A 13,743-nucleotide genomic window follows, 5' to 3' on the forward strand; every position below is an offset into this window, starting at 1 on the left:
GAGGATCCGCACGCCGGAGACGGCCGATCTCCCGAGGGGGAGCCATGCGCAGCACGACCACACCCGATCGACTCCGAGGGGGACGCGCGTGATCACGATCCACCTCCGGTACCGGATCGACCCGTCGCTCCTGGACGTGTTCACCGACTACGCCACCCGGTGGATGGCCCTGGTCGACCGCTTCGGCGGGCAGCACCACGGGTACTTCCTCCCGGCGGAGGGGGACAGTGACGAGGCCTTCGCGCTCTTCACGTTCCCGTCCCTCGCGGACTACGAGCGGTACCGGATCGACTCGCTCACCGACCCGGAGTGCATCGCCGCCTACGAGCTGGCGCGGGACTCCCGGTGCATCGTGCGCTACGAGCGGCGGATGCAGCGGCCGCTGCTGCCGGGCGGGGCGCAGGGCGTTCCGGCCTGACGCCCCGACCGGCGGCTCAGCGGTCGATCGAGGCCATGTTCGCGTCGTCGTGCCGGGCGCCCGCCGCGGGTTCGAGCGCTTCGAGGCGGGCCGCCTGCTCCGGGCTGAGCTCGACGGCGTCGGCCGCCGTGTTCTCCTCGACCCGCGAGACGCGGCGCGTGCCGGGGATGGGCGCGATGTCGTCGCCGCGGGTGAGGATCCAGGCGAGGGCGGTCTGGGCGGGAGTCGCGCCGATCTCGGCGCCGATCGCGCGCACCTCGTCGACGAGGGCGAGGTTGCGCTCGAAGTTCCCGCCGGTGAAGCGGGGGTTCGACGTCCGCCAGTCGCCCTCGGGGAGGTCGGCCGCCGAGCGCAGCTGCCCGGTCAGCAGTCCGTGCCCGAGCGGGGAGTAGGGCACGAAGCCGATGCCGAGCTCGCGCAGGAGCGGGAGGATCCCGTCCTCGACGTCGCGGGTCCAGAGCGAGTACTCCGTCTGGAGGGCCGCGATCGGGTGCACGGCGTGAGCGCGGCGGATCGTCTCGGCGGACGCCTCCGAGAGTCCGAGGTGGAGGACCTTGCCCTCGGCGACCAGCTCGGCGACCGCTCCGATCGTGTCCTCGATCGGAGTGCCGGGGTCGACGCGGTGCTGGTAGTAGAGGTCGATGCGGTCGGTGCCGAGGCGGCGCAGCGAGCCCTCGACGGCCGCGCGGATGTTCGCCGGGCTGCTGTCGATCGCTCCGCTCGTCGAGCCTCCGTCGTGCCGGATCAACCCGTACTTCGTGGCGACGACGACCCCGTCGCGGCGTCCGCGGAGGGCGCGGCCGACCAGCTCCTCGCTGTGGAACGGGCCGTAGACCTCGGCGGTGTCGATGTGGGTGACGCCGAGATCGAGGGCGCGGTGGATCGTGCGGATCGACTCGTCGTCGTCGAGCCCTCCGCCGGTCGTGTACGTGCCGGCCATGGTCATCGCGCCGAGTCCGATGCGGGAGACCTCGAGGGCTCCGAGACGTGCGTTCTTCATCTGCTGCTGCTCCTGTGCGTCGGTGAATGGGGGATCAGGCCTGCGAGGTGGGCATCGCCCAGAGTTCGGCGATCGAGGAGCGGCGGTTCCGGGTGACCATGTAGAGGATGCTCTCGGCGATGTCCTCGGGCTGGAGCCGCTCCGGGATCGCCTCCGCGTCGGAGGCGGCGAGCTGCTCCTGGATGCGCTGGGTGTTCTGCGCGACCAGCTCGGTCGCGACAGCGCCGGGCTGCAGCACGCCGACGCGCACGTTCTTCTTCGTGACCTCCTGGCGCAGCGCCTCGCTGAAGCCGGTCACTCCGAACTTCGTCATCGCGTACGCGGCGAAGCCGCCCCAGGCCTGGCGGCCGGCGATGGAGGAGATGTTGACGATGTCGGCGACACCGCGCAGGTCGTCCTCGGCGGCGCGCAGGAGGTGCGGGAGGGCCGCCTTCGTCGTGTAGAGCAGGCCGAGCTGGTTGATCGCGATCATCCGCTCCCACTCCTCGACGTCGGTCTCGGCGACGGGGCCCAGCAGCATGAGGCCCGCGTTGTTGACGAGCACGTCGAGGCGTCCGAAGCGCTCGACGACGGTCGCGATCGCGGCCTCGACCCGGTCGCGGTCGGTGATGTCGGTGGGGAGCGCGAGGGCGGTGCCGCCGAGGCCCTCGATCTCGGAGACGAGCTCGTCGAGGCGGTCCTCGCGACGGGCGACGAGAGCGACGGAGGCGCCTTCGGCGGCGAGGGCGCGAGCGGTCGCGCGGCCGATGCCGCTGGAGGCGCCGGTGATCACGGCGACGGTTCCGGAGAGCGTCGGAGTCATGGAGGAGTCCTTCCTGTCGATGCCGACGGCCCGGGCGCTTCCTGCGCGGAGTCCTGCCGGCGGATCCACTCTCCGCTCCGCAGGGGATCCGTGAGAGTCCCTGCGGGAAGGGGCACCGGCGGGGCCCCTCTCCCCGCACGGGACACCCGTAGCGTCGAGGGCATGGACACCCGCACCGAGATCAGGGACTTCCTGATCTCCCGCCGCAGCCGGCTCACGCCCGTGCAGGCGGGACTGCCGGACTTCGGCGGACGGCGACGGGTCCCGGGGCTCCGCCGCGAAGAGGTCGCCCTCCTCGCCGGGATGAGCGCCGAGTACTACCACCGCCTCGAGCAGGGCCGTGTCGGAGGAGTTTCGGAGGACGTCCTCGACGGGCTCTGCAGCGCACTGCGGCTCGACGACCGGGATCGGTCCCGGCTCTTCGAGCTGGTGCGCGCCGCCAACGGAGGCGAGCAGCCGCGCAGGCGCCGTTCCGCGCCCCGACCGATCGGACTGCGCCCGCCGGTGCAGCAGCTGCTCGACGCGATGGGCGACGTACCGGCGCTCGTGCAGAACGGGCGACTGGACGTGGTGGGCGCCAACCGCCTGGGAGCCGCGCTGTTCTCCGAGGCGCTCGACGCTCCGGCACGGAACCTCTGCCGCTTCGTCTTCCTCGACGGGCGCGCTCCCGTCTTCTTCCGCGACTGGGAGCGCATCGCGCAGCAGTGCGCGGCGCTGCTGCGTGCGGAAGCGGGCCGCCGCCCGTTCGACCGCCCGCTGACCGACCTGGTCGGCGAGCTCTCCACGCGCAGCGACTGCTTCCGCCACCTCTGGGCGTCGCGCGACGCGGGCGAGCACAGCGCAGGGCCGAAGCGGCTGCACCATCCGCTCGTCGGCGACCTCGACCTCGACTGCGAGGTGCTGGAGATCACGAGCGATCACGGGCTGCTGCTCGTCGCGTACACCGCATCCCAGGGATCGCGGTCGGCGGAGGATCTGCGGTTGCTGGCGAGCTGGTCCGCACCGGCCTCGGGGCCGGACGCCGTCGACGGCGGGACCGGGCCGGCGCGCTAACTCGAGTGGCGGGCCGGTGCGCCGGACCCCGCCAGGCTGCCGAGCAGCCGGAGCGCGTCCTGCGACGCGCTTCCGGGCTCCGCGGTCCAGGCCAGGAACAGCAGACCGGGGTCGCCGGAGAGCTGCATCGCCTCGTAGCCGAGGTCGAGATCGCCGACGTCGGGGTGGTGCAGCCGCTTCGCGCCGGTGCCGTGCTCGTCGACGTCGTGCTCGAGCCAGAGGCCCGCGAACTCGTCGCTGCGCCCGCGGAGCTCCGCGATCAGCTCGGCCAGCTGCGCGTCGCGAGGGGAGCGCCCGCTCTCGGCGCGCAGCAGCGAGACGATCTGCCGGGCGGAGTCGTCCCAGTCGCGGTAGAAGTCGCGCGCCTGCGCATCCAGGAACAGGAAGCGGGCGAAGTTCGCCGGCCGTCCCGGTCGGGCGTCGAGCCCCGCGAACAGCGCCCGCCCGAGCGCGTTGATCGCGACGACGTCCATCCGCCCGTTCTGCACCAGCGCCGGAACCCCGGTCATCGCGTCGAGCAGGCGCAGGACGCCGGAACCGACCCGCTGCTCGTGAGCCGCTGCCCGGCGCCGGGACGGGCGGACTCCGTCGGTCGCGGCCTGCACGAGGTCGTCGAGGTGCCGGCGCTCGGCGGTGTCGAGCTGGAGCGCCCGGGCGATGCCGTCGAGGATCTCCTCGGACAGCCCGAGGGCGTTCCCGCGCTCGAAGCGGACGTAGTACTCCACGCTCATCCCCGCGAGCAGCGCGACCTCCTCGCGGCGCAGCCCGGGGACGCGGCGCCGGCCGCCGTAGTCCGGCAGACCGGCCTGCGCGGGCGTCAGCCGGGCCCGCCTCGTCGTGAGGAACTCGCGGATCTCGGCGGCGGCGTCCATGCCCCGACGCTACGGCAGCGGTCGCGGTCGAGGGGGACCCTGCCGGTGACCCTCACGAGCGGGTCTGTCTCGACCCGTCGCTCCCCTCGTTGACTGACCTCAGCGCCCGCCCGACTCCCGGACGGGCCCTCGACGAAGGAAGCACGAGCATGGCTGACACGAACGTCTGGTTCATCACCGGAGCAGGACGAGGACTGGGCGTCGACATCGCCCGCGCCGCTCTCGCCGCGGGGCACGAGGTGGTCGCGACCGGTCGCGACTCCGACCGCGTGCGCACGGCGATCGGCGACCACGAGAACCTCCTCGCCGTCGCCCTCGACATCACCGATCCCGCCGCCGCAGAGAAGGCCGCGGCCGCCGCCGTCGAGCGCTTCGGACGCATCGACGTGCTCGTGAACAACGCGGGCAACTTCTACGCCGGCTACTTCGAGACACTCAGCGATGCGCAGATGCGCGCGCAGTTCGAGACGAACTTCTTCGGCGCCCTCTCGGTCACCCGCGCCGTCCTGCCGCTGCTCCGCGGGCAGCGGTCCGGGCAGATCATCACGGTCACCTCGACGGCCGGCTTCGTCGGCGGCGGCTTCACCTCGGCGTACGCCGCGTCGAAGTTCGCGCTCGAGGGGTGGATGGAGTCGCTCGATCCCGAGGTCGCGCCGTTCGGAGTCTCGACGATGTCCGTCGAGCCCGGCTTCTTCCGCACCGAGCTGCTGGTGGAGGGCTCCTCGACGATCCACCCCGAGATCGCGATCGACGACTACGCCGAGGGGACGGCGCAGACTCTCGCCGCCTTCTCCGGGATGCACGGGCAGCAGCCCGGCGATCCCGCGAAGCTGGCGCGCGCGCTCGTCACGCTGTCCGACTCCGGCGACCTCCCCCTCCGCTTCATCGCGGGAGCGGATGCGGCGGCATCGATCGAGCAGAAGCAGGCCGCGGTGCAGCAGCAGATCGACGCGCACCGCGCGCTCTCCGAGTCGCTCTCGCACGACTCCTGACCCCTCTCCCCAGGAAGGACACCACCGTGAACGCACCCCTCGGCATCATCGGCAGCGGAGCGATCGGGAGCACGCTCGCGCGCCTCGCGGTCGCCGGCGGCCTGGACGTCGTCCTCAGCAACTCCCGGGGCCCCGAGAGCCTCGCCGAGCTCGTCGAGCAGCTCGGGCCGCGCGCCCGAGCGGCGACCGTGCGGGAGGTGGCGGAGGAGTCGGACGTGATCGTCGCGGCGATCCCGCTCATCGCGCACACCGACCTCCCCGCCGACGCCCTCGCGGGCAAGGTCGTGCTGGACACCACGAACTACTACCCCCAGCGGGACGGCCGGATCGCGGTCCTGGACGACCGGGAGTCGACGGCGAGCGAGCTCGTGCAGGCGCACCTCGCGGACTCGTTCGTCGTGAAGGCGTTCAACAGCATCACGTTCGCGAGCCTGGGCAACGGGGCTCGACCGGCCGGGGACCTCGAGCGCAGCACTCTGCCGATCGCGGGGGAGGACGCGGACGCGAAGGCCCGGGCTGCGGAGGTCCTCGACGCGCTCGGCTACGACGCGCTCGACATCGGCGGACTCGCCCAGAGTTGGCGCAGCGAGCCGGGAACGCCGATCTACTGCGATCCGTACATGCCGGAGTGGCCGACCGAGGCGCTCCCGTTCGATCAGCTGCTCGCCTGGCTCCTCGCGGCGCCGGTCGTACCGGTGTCCCGGCGGCGAGCCCGGGACCTCATCGCGAGCGCCGTCCGCGGCCCCGCGGGAGGGTACTTCCCCGAGACGGCCTGAGCGGGTCAGGGCCCCGCTGTGCTCGCTCCCGGGCCGGTCGTGACGGGGTCGCTCCCGGCGGCCCGGCGGGCGAGCGAGGTGAGCGCGTCGTGGGACGCGCTCCCCGGGGCCGCCGAGAACACGATCAGCTGGAGACCCTGCTCCGAGGCGAGGTCCATCGACTCGAAGGACAGATCGAGGTCGCCGACGAGCGGGTGGTGCAGGCGCTTCACGCCGGTGCGGTGCTCCTTCACGTCGTGCGCCGACCAGATGCCGCGGAAGACCTCGCTGCGAGTCGAGAGCTCGCCGATCAGCGAGGTGAGCTGCCGGTCCGAAGGGCTCCGTCCCGCTTCGCGTCGCAGGAGCGCGACGGACTGCCGTCGCGAGTCGGCCAGGTCGCGGTAGAAGGTCTCGGCGCGAGCGTCGAGGAAGCCGAAGCGCGCCGCGTTCATCGGCGCCGGCTGATCGGCGAACATCTCCGAGAACACCGCCCGGCCGAGCCGGTTGGTCGCGACGCAGTCCAGCCGCCCGTTCTGCACGTAGACCGGGACGGTCGACATCGCGTCGACCATCTGCTGGACGGAGGCTCGCACGCGGGACGTCCGCGGGACGGTGCGACGCTGCATCGGATGCGCGGCCGCGTTCGCCGCCCGCACGAGGTCGAGGAGGTGCGCGTGCTCCGCCTCCGTCAGCTGCAGTGCTCGGCTGATGCCCTGGAGGACCGCCTCGGAGACCCCGGCGGCGTTGCCGCGCTCGAGGCGCTTGTAGTACTCGGAGCTCATCCCGGCGAGCAGCGCCACCTCTTCGCGGCGCAGGCCAGGCACGCGTCGGCGCCCGCCGAAGTCGGGGAGCCCGGCCGCCTCGGGTGTGAGCTTGCCGCGCCTGGACGTGAGGAACTCGCTGATCTCGGCACGGCTGTCCATGCGAGCGACGCTACGCGCTGGAGCGGCGGGGAGGGGGTCCTCCGTGTTAACCCCCGGGCACCGGCGCCATCCCGCAGGCGGGTCCCGCCGGGGCACCCTACGGGCGGGACTGGCTCGGATCCGGCGACGCGGATCGACTGGGGGCATGAGAAGAATCCCCGCCGTCCTCGCTGCGACCGTCCTCGTCGCCGCGCTCTCCGCCTGCTCGACCGGATCGACGGGTGAGGCGTCCGACGTCCTGTCCACGCCGACCAGCGCGGCCTCCGCGACCGGTTCGGCCTCACCCGGCCCTGCCTCGCCCGGCCCTGCCTCGCCCGGCCCTGCCTCGCCGCCTCCGATCGCGACGGCTCCCGCGGAGACTCCCGCGACGTCGACCGCGATCACCCTGACCGCGGGCGACGAGGTCGTCATGGCCGTGCTGAACGACAGCCGGGTCTCGCAGGACCTCCTCGCGATGCTCCCCGTCGAGCTGCCCTGGTTCCGCAACCTCGGCATCGAGTACATCACCGAGCTCGACGCGCCGCTCACCGAGACCGGTCCGTTCTTCACGGACGTCCAGCCCGGCGACATCGTCTACTACAACCCCGCGGACAGCTTCACGATCATCTACGAGGAGACGAGCTCGGTCCCGACCCTGACCCTCATGGGAGAGATCACGTCCGACCTCTCGGTGTTCCGCAGCCTCCCGGACGACGTGGTGTTCACGGTCGAGGTCGCGGAGTAGCCGGTCCGCGCCCGCCGGCCGCTCGTGCGGACGCCGCGAGCGGGGAAGGGCGGGTGCGCTCCGCCGGGGCCGCCGTGCCGACGTCGGGAGGGCTCAGCCGACTCCGACGTCGGCCTTCTCGGACCGGGCCCGCGCAGCTCTCCCGGCCAGGTAGGCGTCGGTCTCCGCGCGCACGGCGTCGAGGGAGCGACCGCTCCACCGCGCGATCGCCTCATCGATGTGGTGCCGCACGACCCCCTCGAGATCGATGCCCGGGTCGATCAACCAGCCGAGCTCGACGCCGTCGAGGACGCCGATCATCACCCTGACCTCGCGCTCGACGAGCTCGGGGGAGAGAGGCTTCACGACGCCGTCGTCGACCAGGCGCTGCAGCTCGCGCGTCATCGTCCGGTGGGTGGTCTGCTGACGCGCGCGCATGAACGGCCGGGCGGGGTGGTCCTCCTGCGTCGCCTCGGTGGACATCGTGAGGAACAGCTGGATCAGACCGGGATGGGCGACGTGGTAGCGCATCAGGGGGATGTTCGCGCGGAAGTAGTCCAGCCCGCGCTCGCCGTCGGACTGCGAGCTGACGACGTTCCAGTTCTCGAGCACCGCGACAAGGAGCAGCTCCTTGCTCGTGAAGTAGCCGACCAGGGTCGCCGGAGTCGTGCCGACCATCTCGGCGATCGTCCGGAGCGATCCGCCGTGGTAGCCGTACTGCCCGAAGACCACCGTCGCGGCGTCGACGATCTCGCGACGGCGCTTCAGTCCGTTCTTGTAGGGGCCTCTCGGCTTCGTGCCCCGGTCCTCGCGCGCTGTCATCGACCGCCTCCTCCGGCAGTCTATTCGGTCGTTGCTTAAACCTGAACGTGCATGTATGTTTCAGGAAACCTGACCGGTCGATCAAGTTTCGAGCGGTCCACTCGACGAGGAGAACCGAATGCCGAGATCGATGAGCGTCCGGACGATGCTCTCGCCCGTCCGCGACCTGCTCGACGACCGCGAGGTCGGCGCGTGATCGGCGTCGGCATCCTGGGAGCCGGCCCCGTGACCCAGGCGATCCACCTGCCGGCGCTCGCGCGCTTGACCGGGACCTTCCGGGTGGTGCGCGTCATGGACGTGAGCGCCGAGGTCGCGCGCGCCGTGGCGGACCGGGTCGGCGCGACCTGGACGACCGACGTGGAGCAGCTCCTGTCCGACCCCGCGGTCGAGGTCGTGGCCGTCTGCTCTCCGCACCGCTTCCACGCGGAGCAGGTCATCGCCGCGTGCCGAGCAGGCAAGAAGGCGATCCTCTGCGAGAAGCCGTTCGCGATGACGAGCGAGGAGGCCGAGCGCATCGCCGCGGTGAGCGCCGAGACGGGCGTGCCCATCCTGGTCGGCGCGATGCACGCCTACGATCCCGCCTGGCTCGCGGTGTCCGACCGCCTCGCCACCGGGGACGTGCACACCGTCCGGTCGTCGATAGTCCTGCCGCCGAATACTCGTTTCGAGGACTTCGCGACCGAGGTGGAAGGACGGCCGGAGCCCGCGGAGCAGGGCTCGGTCCGGAGCCTCGAGCAGGCGGCCGAGGCGATCACGGGCGGAATCATGGGGCTGGCGATCCACGACCTCCCGCTCGTCCGCGCACTCGTCGGTCCCGGCTGGGACGACATCGAGGTGCACTCGGCCGAGATGCTGGACCCGTTCGGGTACCTCATCGTGCTGACGGCGGGCCGGGTGCAGATCGAGCTCCACGCCCTGATGAGCGACAACTGGGCCCCGGACTGGCGTCTGACGGCGATCGGAGTGGACACCGTCGCCGAGATCGAGTTCACTCCCTCGTACGTCCAGGCGGGCTCGGGCACGGCCTCCCTCGTCGGCGGCGGACTGGTGCGGACCTTCCTCCCCGCCGACCACAACGGCTACGAGGGCGAGTGGCGCGAGATCGCGTCGGCCGTGGACGGCGCCCCGCCCCGCATCGCGGCGGACGCGCTGATCGACGATCTCCGCTTCGCGCTGGAGATCGCACGCCGCGCCGCCGATCGCGTGCTGGCGGGGGAGGGGGTCCTCGTATGACCGCTCTGACCCTCGCCGCCCTCGGCACCGTGCGCGAGACGGGAGCGATCGATGCCGTCGTCGCATCCCTCCCCGTCTCGCTGGCGTTCGGCCGGAGCGCGGTGGACCTGGTCGCCGTGGACGGCTCCACGGGATGGACGACCGAGGTCCTCCGAGCACGCGAGGCCGGCGCGCGAGGAGTGCTCGTCGTCGATCCCCGCGAGGAGGACGTGAGCGCTGGTCACCCGCTCGGCTTCCCGGTCGTCCTCGACCGTCCCTTCTCCGGGAATCCGGGCGTCGAGGACGTCAGGTCCGCCCTCGCCGACGTCGAACCGCGAGCTCTTCTGGAAGCCCGTGTGGTCGTGCCGACCGGCACGGCCCTCCGGCACGCCCTGCTCGAGCAGCTCGCCCTCGTGCGCGCCGCGCACGCACCGCTCGAGTCGGCCGCCCTCGTCATCAGCACTCCGCGCGGGTACACCGTCCGGGGCCGGCTGCGCACGGGTCGCGCCGTCCTCCTCACCTGCACGGTGAGCGACGCCGTCCCGACATCCGCCACCCTCCGAGCCGTCGGCGCGGACGTGATCGTCGATGCCCGCATCCCCTCTCCCGAGACGGCTCGGCCGCTCCGGGCGACGATCACGACGTCGAACGGGCAGACCATGCTCCCGACCCGCTACGAGACCGCCCACCGGTTCAGCTGGCGCCGTCTGATCGCTCTCGTGCGAGCGGAGGAGTCCTCCACCGATCTCGAGGACTTCGCGGCCGATCGAGCCGTCATCGCCTCGCTCTCACCACTCCTGCACTGATCCGCGCACGCTGCACCGCCCACCGACCCCTCACCTCACTAAGGAGACATTGCAATGACGCAAACACACATCTTCCAGAGCTCGGCCTTCTCGCGCCGCGGCTTCCTCGGCGTCGCCGGAGGCGCGGCGGCGCTGGCGACCCTCGCCGCGTGCTCCTCCGGGGGCGGGAGCTCGTCCTCCGACGCCCTGAAGTTCTGGGACATGCCCTGGGGGCCGGCGGAGTACAGCACGGCCGCCCAGCGGGTCACCGAGTCCTACGCTCCGAGCGGCTCTCTTCCCGCGGCCGAGTACCAGGTGATCCAGTGGTCGAACTTCTCGCAGACGTTCTCCTCGGCCATCGCGTCCAGGACCGGCCCGGCGGTGTCCACGGGCGGTGGCTTCCAGGCGTTCCAGTTCGCCGAGCAGGGCGCGATCGCGTACGCCGACGACCTCCTCGAGAAGTTCAAGGCCGACGGCACCTATGACGACTTCCTCCCCGGCACCATCGAGAGCCTGAATACCCCGGACGGCTACGCGGCGATCCCCTCCGCACTCGACATGCGCGTGTGGTGGTACAACAAGCGCATCTTCGACGAGAACGGCCTCACCGTGCCGACGACGTGGGACGAGTACTTCACCGTCGCCCGGGCACTCAAGGCGAAGGGCCTCTTCGCCTTCGGCAGCGGAGCCGGCGCGAACAACAACATCGGCCTGCACAGCATGCTCGTGATGATGATCAACAACGGCGGCGGGCTCTACAACCCCGACGGCGAGCTCGACGTCGTGAACGAGCGCAACATCGAGGCGATGGAGTTCGTCCGCCAGCTCGCGCTGGAGGGCATCATCGACCCCGCCTCGCCGAGCTACTCGACCGACAACCTGACCGCGCAGTGGGCCAACGGCACGATCGCGATGGGCATCAACACCCCGGGGCTGAACGCGACACTCGGCGACACGAACGCCGACGTGGTCGTCGCCGAGCCGATGGCCTCGCCCAGCGGAGAGCAGGGCACGCTGCAGTTCGTGAACAACCTGATGATGTACACGAACACCCCCTCCCAGGAGGGATCGGAGGAGTTCCTCACCTACTGGATCAAGAACATGACGCCGCTGTTCCAGCAGAACCTCCAGTCGAACCTGCCCATCCTGAAGTCGCTCACCGCTCTCCCGGAGTTCCAGGCGGACACCGAGAAGACGAAGATCATCAACGACTGGCAGCCGGTCGCCAAGACCTACGCCGCCCGGTCCTCGTTCGTCGACGCGCGACTCGCGTCCATCGACGGCGGTCAGGGTCTGCGTGCCTTCGCGCAGACCATGCTCGCCGGACAGACCGACCCGCAGGTCGCCCTCGAAGCGCTGGGTGCCTCGCTCGGTGAGCTGTAGGCGAACCGGATGACCTCCACCAGCATCACATCGTCGCTGAAGCGCGCGGCGACCGGCGTCGGCGCGAGCGGGCGGGGGGCGTCGCAGCCCCTCCGCCCGCGGCGCCGCCGCTCCCGTGGAGCGCTCACTCTGGTGCTCCTCGTCGCTCCGTCGGTGTTCCTTCTCCTGCTGATCAACGCCTATCCGGTGATCTACGCAGGGATCCAGTCCGTGCGCAACGGCTCCCTGATCGCCACGGGGGACTTCGTCGGCCTCGCGAACTTCACCGATGTGCTCCAGGCGCCCACCTTCTGGAAAGCCGCTGGCTTCACGCTCGTCTTCACCGTGGTCGGGGTCTTCGGGTCGTGGATCATCGGCCTCGCCCTCGCGCTCCTGCTGCGCACCCGGGTCCCCGGCGCCGGCACTTTCAAGGTCCTGCTCCTGCTCCCGTGGATCATCCCGGTGGTCGTCTCGGCGACCGCCTGGAACTACCTGGTCGCGACGCCGGACTCCCCGGTCCCCGCTCTCTTCCAGGCCCTGGGCTGGGGGACGCCCCTCTTCCTCGCCGATCCCACTCTCGCGGCGGTGATGGTGTGCGTCTTCAAGGTGTGGGTGTCGTTCCCGTTCATGATGCTGATGACCTCCGCGTCACTGGCGGCCGTGGACGGGAACGTCTACGAGGCATCCGGGATGGACGGCGCCTCGAAATGGCAGCAGTTCCGGCTGATGACGCTTCCGCTGATCGCCCGATCGACGTACATCTCGTGGATCCTCATGACGATCTTCTGCGTCAACGACTTCCCGACCATCTACCTGCTGACTGGCGGTGGCCCGGTCGACGCGACGACCTCGCTCGTCGTCCTCGCCTACCGGAGGGTCTTCCAGGACTTCCAGACAGGACCCGGGGTCGCGATCGCCTTCCTCATGACGATCACCCTCGTCATCGTCTCCGTCGTCCTCTACCGCCAGATCAGAAAGTCGGCCATCGAATGAGCACGTCGATCCTGCACGAGAACGTGAAGGCGGCACCGTCGCCCGCACGTCGCCGGACGTCCGCTGTCGCCCCCGGTGACCGCGGCAAGTGGGGGCGCTTCACGCTGCTGCTCGTCGTGACCGCGATCATCCTCATCCCGATCGTCGTGACTCTCGTCCTCTCCGTCCGGCCCGGCACCTACTCCAGCGGAACCGGCTTCACCCTCGAGAACTTCACCTACGTCTTCACCACCACCGCCACCCTCACCTGGCTGGGGAACTCGGTCGCCGTGACGCTGGCCTCGGTGCTGATCTCGGTCGCGGTCGCGGCTCCCGCAGGCTACGTGCTCTCCCGAGGACGCAGCAGGCTCGTCTCCGGCTACTCGCTGCTGCTGTTCGTCGTGCAGTCACTCCCGGTCATCACCTCCGTCGTGCCGCTGTTCATCCTGTTCGCGAACTTCGGCCTGGTCGACAACCTCGTCGGCATCACGATCATCTACGTCGGGTCGGCGATGTCGGTCGCCACCTGGATGATGGCGGCCTACTTCGACACGATCCCGATGTCGCTCGAAGAGGCGGCGTGGATCGACGGCGCCTCCGTCTTCGGCGGCTTCCTCCGCGTGGTGCTGCGCAACTCGCTGCCGGGGATCCTCTCGACCGCGATCTTCACGTTCCTGCTCGCGTGGAACGACTACCTCGTCGCGATCGTGTTCCTGCGTTCGACGGACACCTTCACCCTGCCGATGGGTGTGCAGTCGTTCTTCCAGCAGAACGCGACCGACTGGGGCTCGGTCATGGCCGTCGCGGTCGTGATGATGCTCCCGCCGGTGATCATGTTCGCGTTCCTGAACAGGTACTTCTCGGTCGGCGGGATCGGAGGCTCGCTCGCCGGACGATGATCGCAGCGGGCGCCGGATCCTCGGTCTGCGACCGGGCTCGGCCGGCGCTCGTCGTCGTCGGAGTCGCCGCCGTCCCGCCACTGCTGCTCGGGCGTTCTCCGAACATCGGCTGACGGGGAGGTCCAACGGCTGACGGCCGAGAGACCCTCTTCCCAGCTGAGGTTCTGCGCCCG

Annotated in this window: 15 protein-coding genes; 10 read left to right on the forward strand and 5 right to left on the reverse strand. The window is 70.9% G+C overall.

What is annotated here, in order from left to right; all coding sequences use genetic code 11:
* Positions 1 to 88 precede the first annotated feature (88 nt).
* Positions 89 to 418, forward strand: a complete 330-nt coding sequence (locus ASF48_RS01295; protein ID WP_055785202.1) for an NIPSNAP family protein — start codon at positions 89 to 91, stop codon at positions 416 to 418.
* 16 nt (positions 419 to 434) lie between these two features.
* On the opposite strand, the gene ASF48_RS01300 is transcribed toward ASF48_RS01295, so the two are convergent.
* Both ASF48_RS01300 and ASF48_RS01305 read right to left on the reverse strand, forming a co-directional pair.
* On the reverse strand, positions 435 to 1,418 hold the full coding sequence (locus ASF48_RS01300; RefSeq protein ID WP_055785205.1) for an aldo/keto reductase: 984 nt from the start codon (positions 1,416 to 1,418) through the stop codon (positions 435 to 437).
* A gap of 34 nt (positions 1,419 to 1,452) precedes the next feature.
* A complete protein-coding gene (locus ASF48_RS01305; RefSeq protein WP_055785209.1) occupies positions 1,453 to 2,220 on the reverse strand; it encodes an SDR family oxidoreductase in 768 nt (255 codons plus the stop codon).
* Positions 2,221 to 2,382: 162 nt separating this feature from the next.
* Between ASF48_RS01305 and ASF48_RS01310 the strand changes: the two genes are divergently transcribed.
* A complete protein-coding gene (locus tag ASF48_RS01310; protein ID WP_055785211.1) occupies positions 2,383 to 3,273 on the forward strand; it encodes a helix-turn-helix transcriptional regulator in 891 nt (296 codons plus the stop codon).
* Here ASF48_RS01310 and ASF48_RS01315 read toward each other — a convergent pair.
* The gene (locus ASF48_RS01315) at positions 3,270 to 4,145 is read right to left on the reverse strand and encodes a helix-turn-helix domain-containing protein (RefSeq protein WP_055785214.1); all 876 of its coding nucleotides are present in this window, start codon (positions 4,143 to 4,145) and stop codon (positions 3,270 to 3,272) included. The two genes, ASF48_RS01310 and ASF48_RS01315, sit on opposite strands and share 4 nt — an antisense overlap.
* Before the next feature lie 149 nt (positions 4,146 to 4,294).
* Here ASF48_RS01315 and ASF48_RS01320 point away from each other — a divergent pair, with 149 nt between their 5' ends.
* Together ASF48_RS01320 and ASF48_RS01325 are read left to right on the forward strand one after the other, a co-directional pair.
* A complete protein-coding gene (locus tag ASF48_RS01320) occupies positions 4,295 to 5,137 on the forward strand; it encodes an SDR family NAD(P)-dependent oxidoreductase (RefSeq protein ID WP_055785217.1) in 843 nt (280 codons plus the stop codon).
* 26 nt (positions 5,138 to 5,163) lie between these two features.
* The gene (locus tag ASF48_RS01325) at positions 5,164 to 5,913 is read left to right on the forward strand and encodes an NADPH-dependent F420 reductase (protein ID WP_055785220.1); all 750 of its coding nucleotides are present in this window, start codon (positions 5,164 to 5,166) and stop codon (positions 5,911 to 5,913) included.
* A gap of 5 nt (positions 5,914 to 5,918) precedes the next feature.
* On the opposite strand, the gene ASF48_RS01330 is transcribed toward ASF48_RS01325, so the two are convergent.
* Positions 5,919 to 6,815, reverse strand: coding sequence for a helix-turn-helix transcriptional regulator (locus tag ASF48_RS01330; protein WP_055785223.1), 897 nt, complete (start codon positions 6,813 to 6,815; stop codon positions 5,919 to 5,921).
* 145 nt (positions 6,816 to 6,960) lie between these two features.
* Here ASF48_RS01330 and ASF48_RS01335 point away from each other — a divergent pair, with 145 nt between their 5' ends.
* Positions 6,961 to 7,539, forward strand: a complete 579-nt coding sequence (locus ASF48_RS01335; RefSeq protein ID WP_055785226.1) for a cyclophilin-like fold protein — start codon at positions 6,961 to 6,963, stop codon at positions 7,537 to 7,539.
* Positions 7,540 to 7,632: 93 nt separating this feature from the next.
* Here ASF48_RS01335 and ASF48_RS01340 read toward each other — a convergent pair whose 3' ends face one another.
* Complete coding sequence (locus tag ASF48_RS01340; protein WP_055785229.1) at positions 7,633 to 8,340, reverse strand: TetR/AcrR family transcriptional regulator; 708 nt, start codon at positions 8,338 to 8,340, stop codon at positions 7,633 to 7,635.
* A gap of 192 nt (positions 8,341 to 8,532) precedes the next feature.
* On the opposite strand from ASF48_RS01340, the gene ASF48_RS01345 reads away from it, so the two are divergent.
* Genes ASF48_RS01345 through ASF48_RS01365 form a run of 5 tightly spaced genes read left to right on the forward strand, consistent with a single transcriptional unit; the run spans position 8,533 to position 13,570 of the window.
* The gene (locus ASF48_RS01345) at positions 8,533 to 9,573 is read left to right on the forward strand and encodes a Gfo/Idh/MocA family protein (RefSeq protein WP_055785232.1); all 1,041 of its coding nucleotides are present in this window, start codon (positions 8,533 to 8,535) and stop codon (positions 9,571 to 9,573) included.
* Positions 9,570 to 10,358: a hypothetical protein gene (locus ASF48_RS01350; protein WP_055785236.1), complete on the forward strand. Its 789-nt coding sequence runs from the start codon at positions 9,570 to 9,572 to the stop codon at positions 10,356 to 10,358. The genes ASF48_RS01345 and ASF48_RS01350 overlap by 4 nt, the downstream gene beginning before the upstream one ends.
* 54 nt (positions 10,359 to 10,412) lie before the next feature.
* A complete protein-coding gene (locus ASF48_RS01355) occupies positions 10,413 to 11,720 on the forward strand; it encodes an ABC transporter substrate-binding protein (RefSeq protein WP_055785239.1) in 1,308 nt (435 codons plus the stop codon).
* 9 nt (positions 11,721 to 11,729) lie between these two features.
* The gene (locus ASF48_RS01360; RefSeq protein WP_055785241.1) at positions 11,730 to 12,692 is read left to right on the forward strand and encodes a carbohydrate ABC transporter permease; all 963 of its coding nucleotides are present in this window, start codon (positions 11,730 to 11,732) and stop codon (positions 12,690 to 12,692) included.
* Positions 12,689 to 13,570: a carbohydrate ABC transporter permease gene (locus tag ASF48_RS01365; protein WP_055785246.1), complete on the forward strand. Its 882-nt coding sequence runs from the start codon at positions 12,689 to 12,691 to the stop codon at positions 13,568 to 13,570. The genes ASF48_RS01360 and ASF48_RS01365 overlap by 4 nt, the downstream gene beginning before the upstream one ends.
* Positions 13,571 to 13,743: the final 173 nt, after the last annotated feature.

The sequence above is a fragment of the Rathayibacter sp. Leaf299 genome (assembly GCF_001423055.1).
GTDB classification, from domain to species: Bacteria; Actinomycetota; Actinomycetes; order Actinomycetales; family Microbacteriaceae; genus Rathayibacter; species Rathayibacter caricis.

What these genes read in the sequence shown, in the direction of transcription:
- ASF48_RS01300 (WP_055785205.1), bottom strand. Translation starts at nt 1,418, where the DNA reads ATGAAGAACGCACGTCTCGGAGCCCTCGAGGTCTCCCGCATCGGACTC.
- ASF48_RS01305 (WP_055785209.1), bottom strand. Translation starts at nt 2,220, where the DNA reads ATGACTCCGACGCTCTCCGGAACCGTCGCCGTGATCACCGGCGCCTCC.
- ASF48_RS01310 (WP_055785211.1), top strand. Translation starts at nt 2,383, where the DNA reads ATGGACACCCGCACCGAGATCAGGGACTTCCTGATCTCCCGCCGCAGC.
- ASF48_RS01315 (WP_055785214.1), bottom strand. Translation starts at nt 4,145, where the DNA reads ATGGACGCCGCCGCCGAGATCCGCGAGTTCCTCACGACGAGGCGGGCC.
- ASF48_RS01320 (WP_055785217.1), top strand. Translation starts at nt 4,295, where the DNA reads ATGGCTGACACGAACGTCTGGTTCATCACCGGAGCAGGACGAGGACTG.
- ASF48_RS01330 (WP_055785223.1), bottom strand. Translation starts at nt 6,815, where the DNA reads ATGGACAGCCGTGCCGAGATCAGCGAGTTCCTCACGTCCAGGCGCGGC.
- ASF48_RS01335 (WP_055785226.1), top strand. Translation starts at nt 6,961, where the DNA reads ATGAGAAGAATCCCCGCCGTCCTCGCTGCGACCGTCCTCGTCGCCGCG.
- ASF48_RS01340 (WP_055785229.1), bottom strand. Translation starts at nt 8,340, where the DNA reads ATGACAGCGCGCGAGGACCGGGGCACGAAGCCGAGAGGCCCCTACAAG.
- ASF48_RS01350 (WP_055785236.1), top strand. Translation starts at nt 9,570, where the DNA reads ATGACCGCTCTGACCCTCGCCGCCCTCGGCACCGTGCGCGAGACGGGA.
- ASF48_RS01355 (WP_055785239.1), top strand. Translation starts at nt 10,413, where the DNA reads ATGACGCAAACACACATCTTCCAGAGCTCGGCCTTCTCGCGCCGCGGC.
- ASF48_RS01360 (WP_055785241.1), top strand. Translation starts at nt 11,730, where the DNA reads ATGACCTCCACCAGCATCACATCGTCGCTGAAGCGCGCGGCGACCGGC.
- ASF48_RS01365 (WP_055785246.1), top strand. Translation starts at nt 12,689, where the DNA reads ATGAGCACGTCGATCCTGCACGAGAACGTGAAGGCGGCACCGTCGCCC.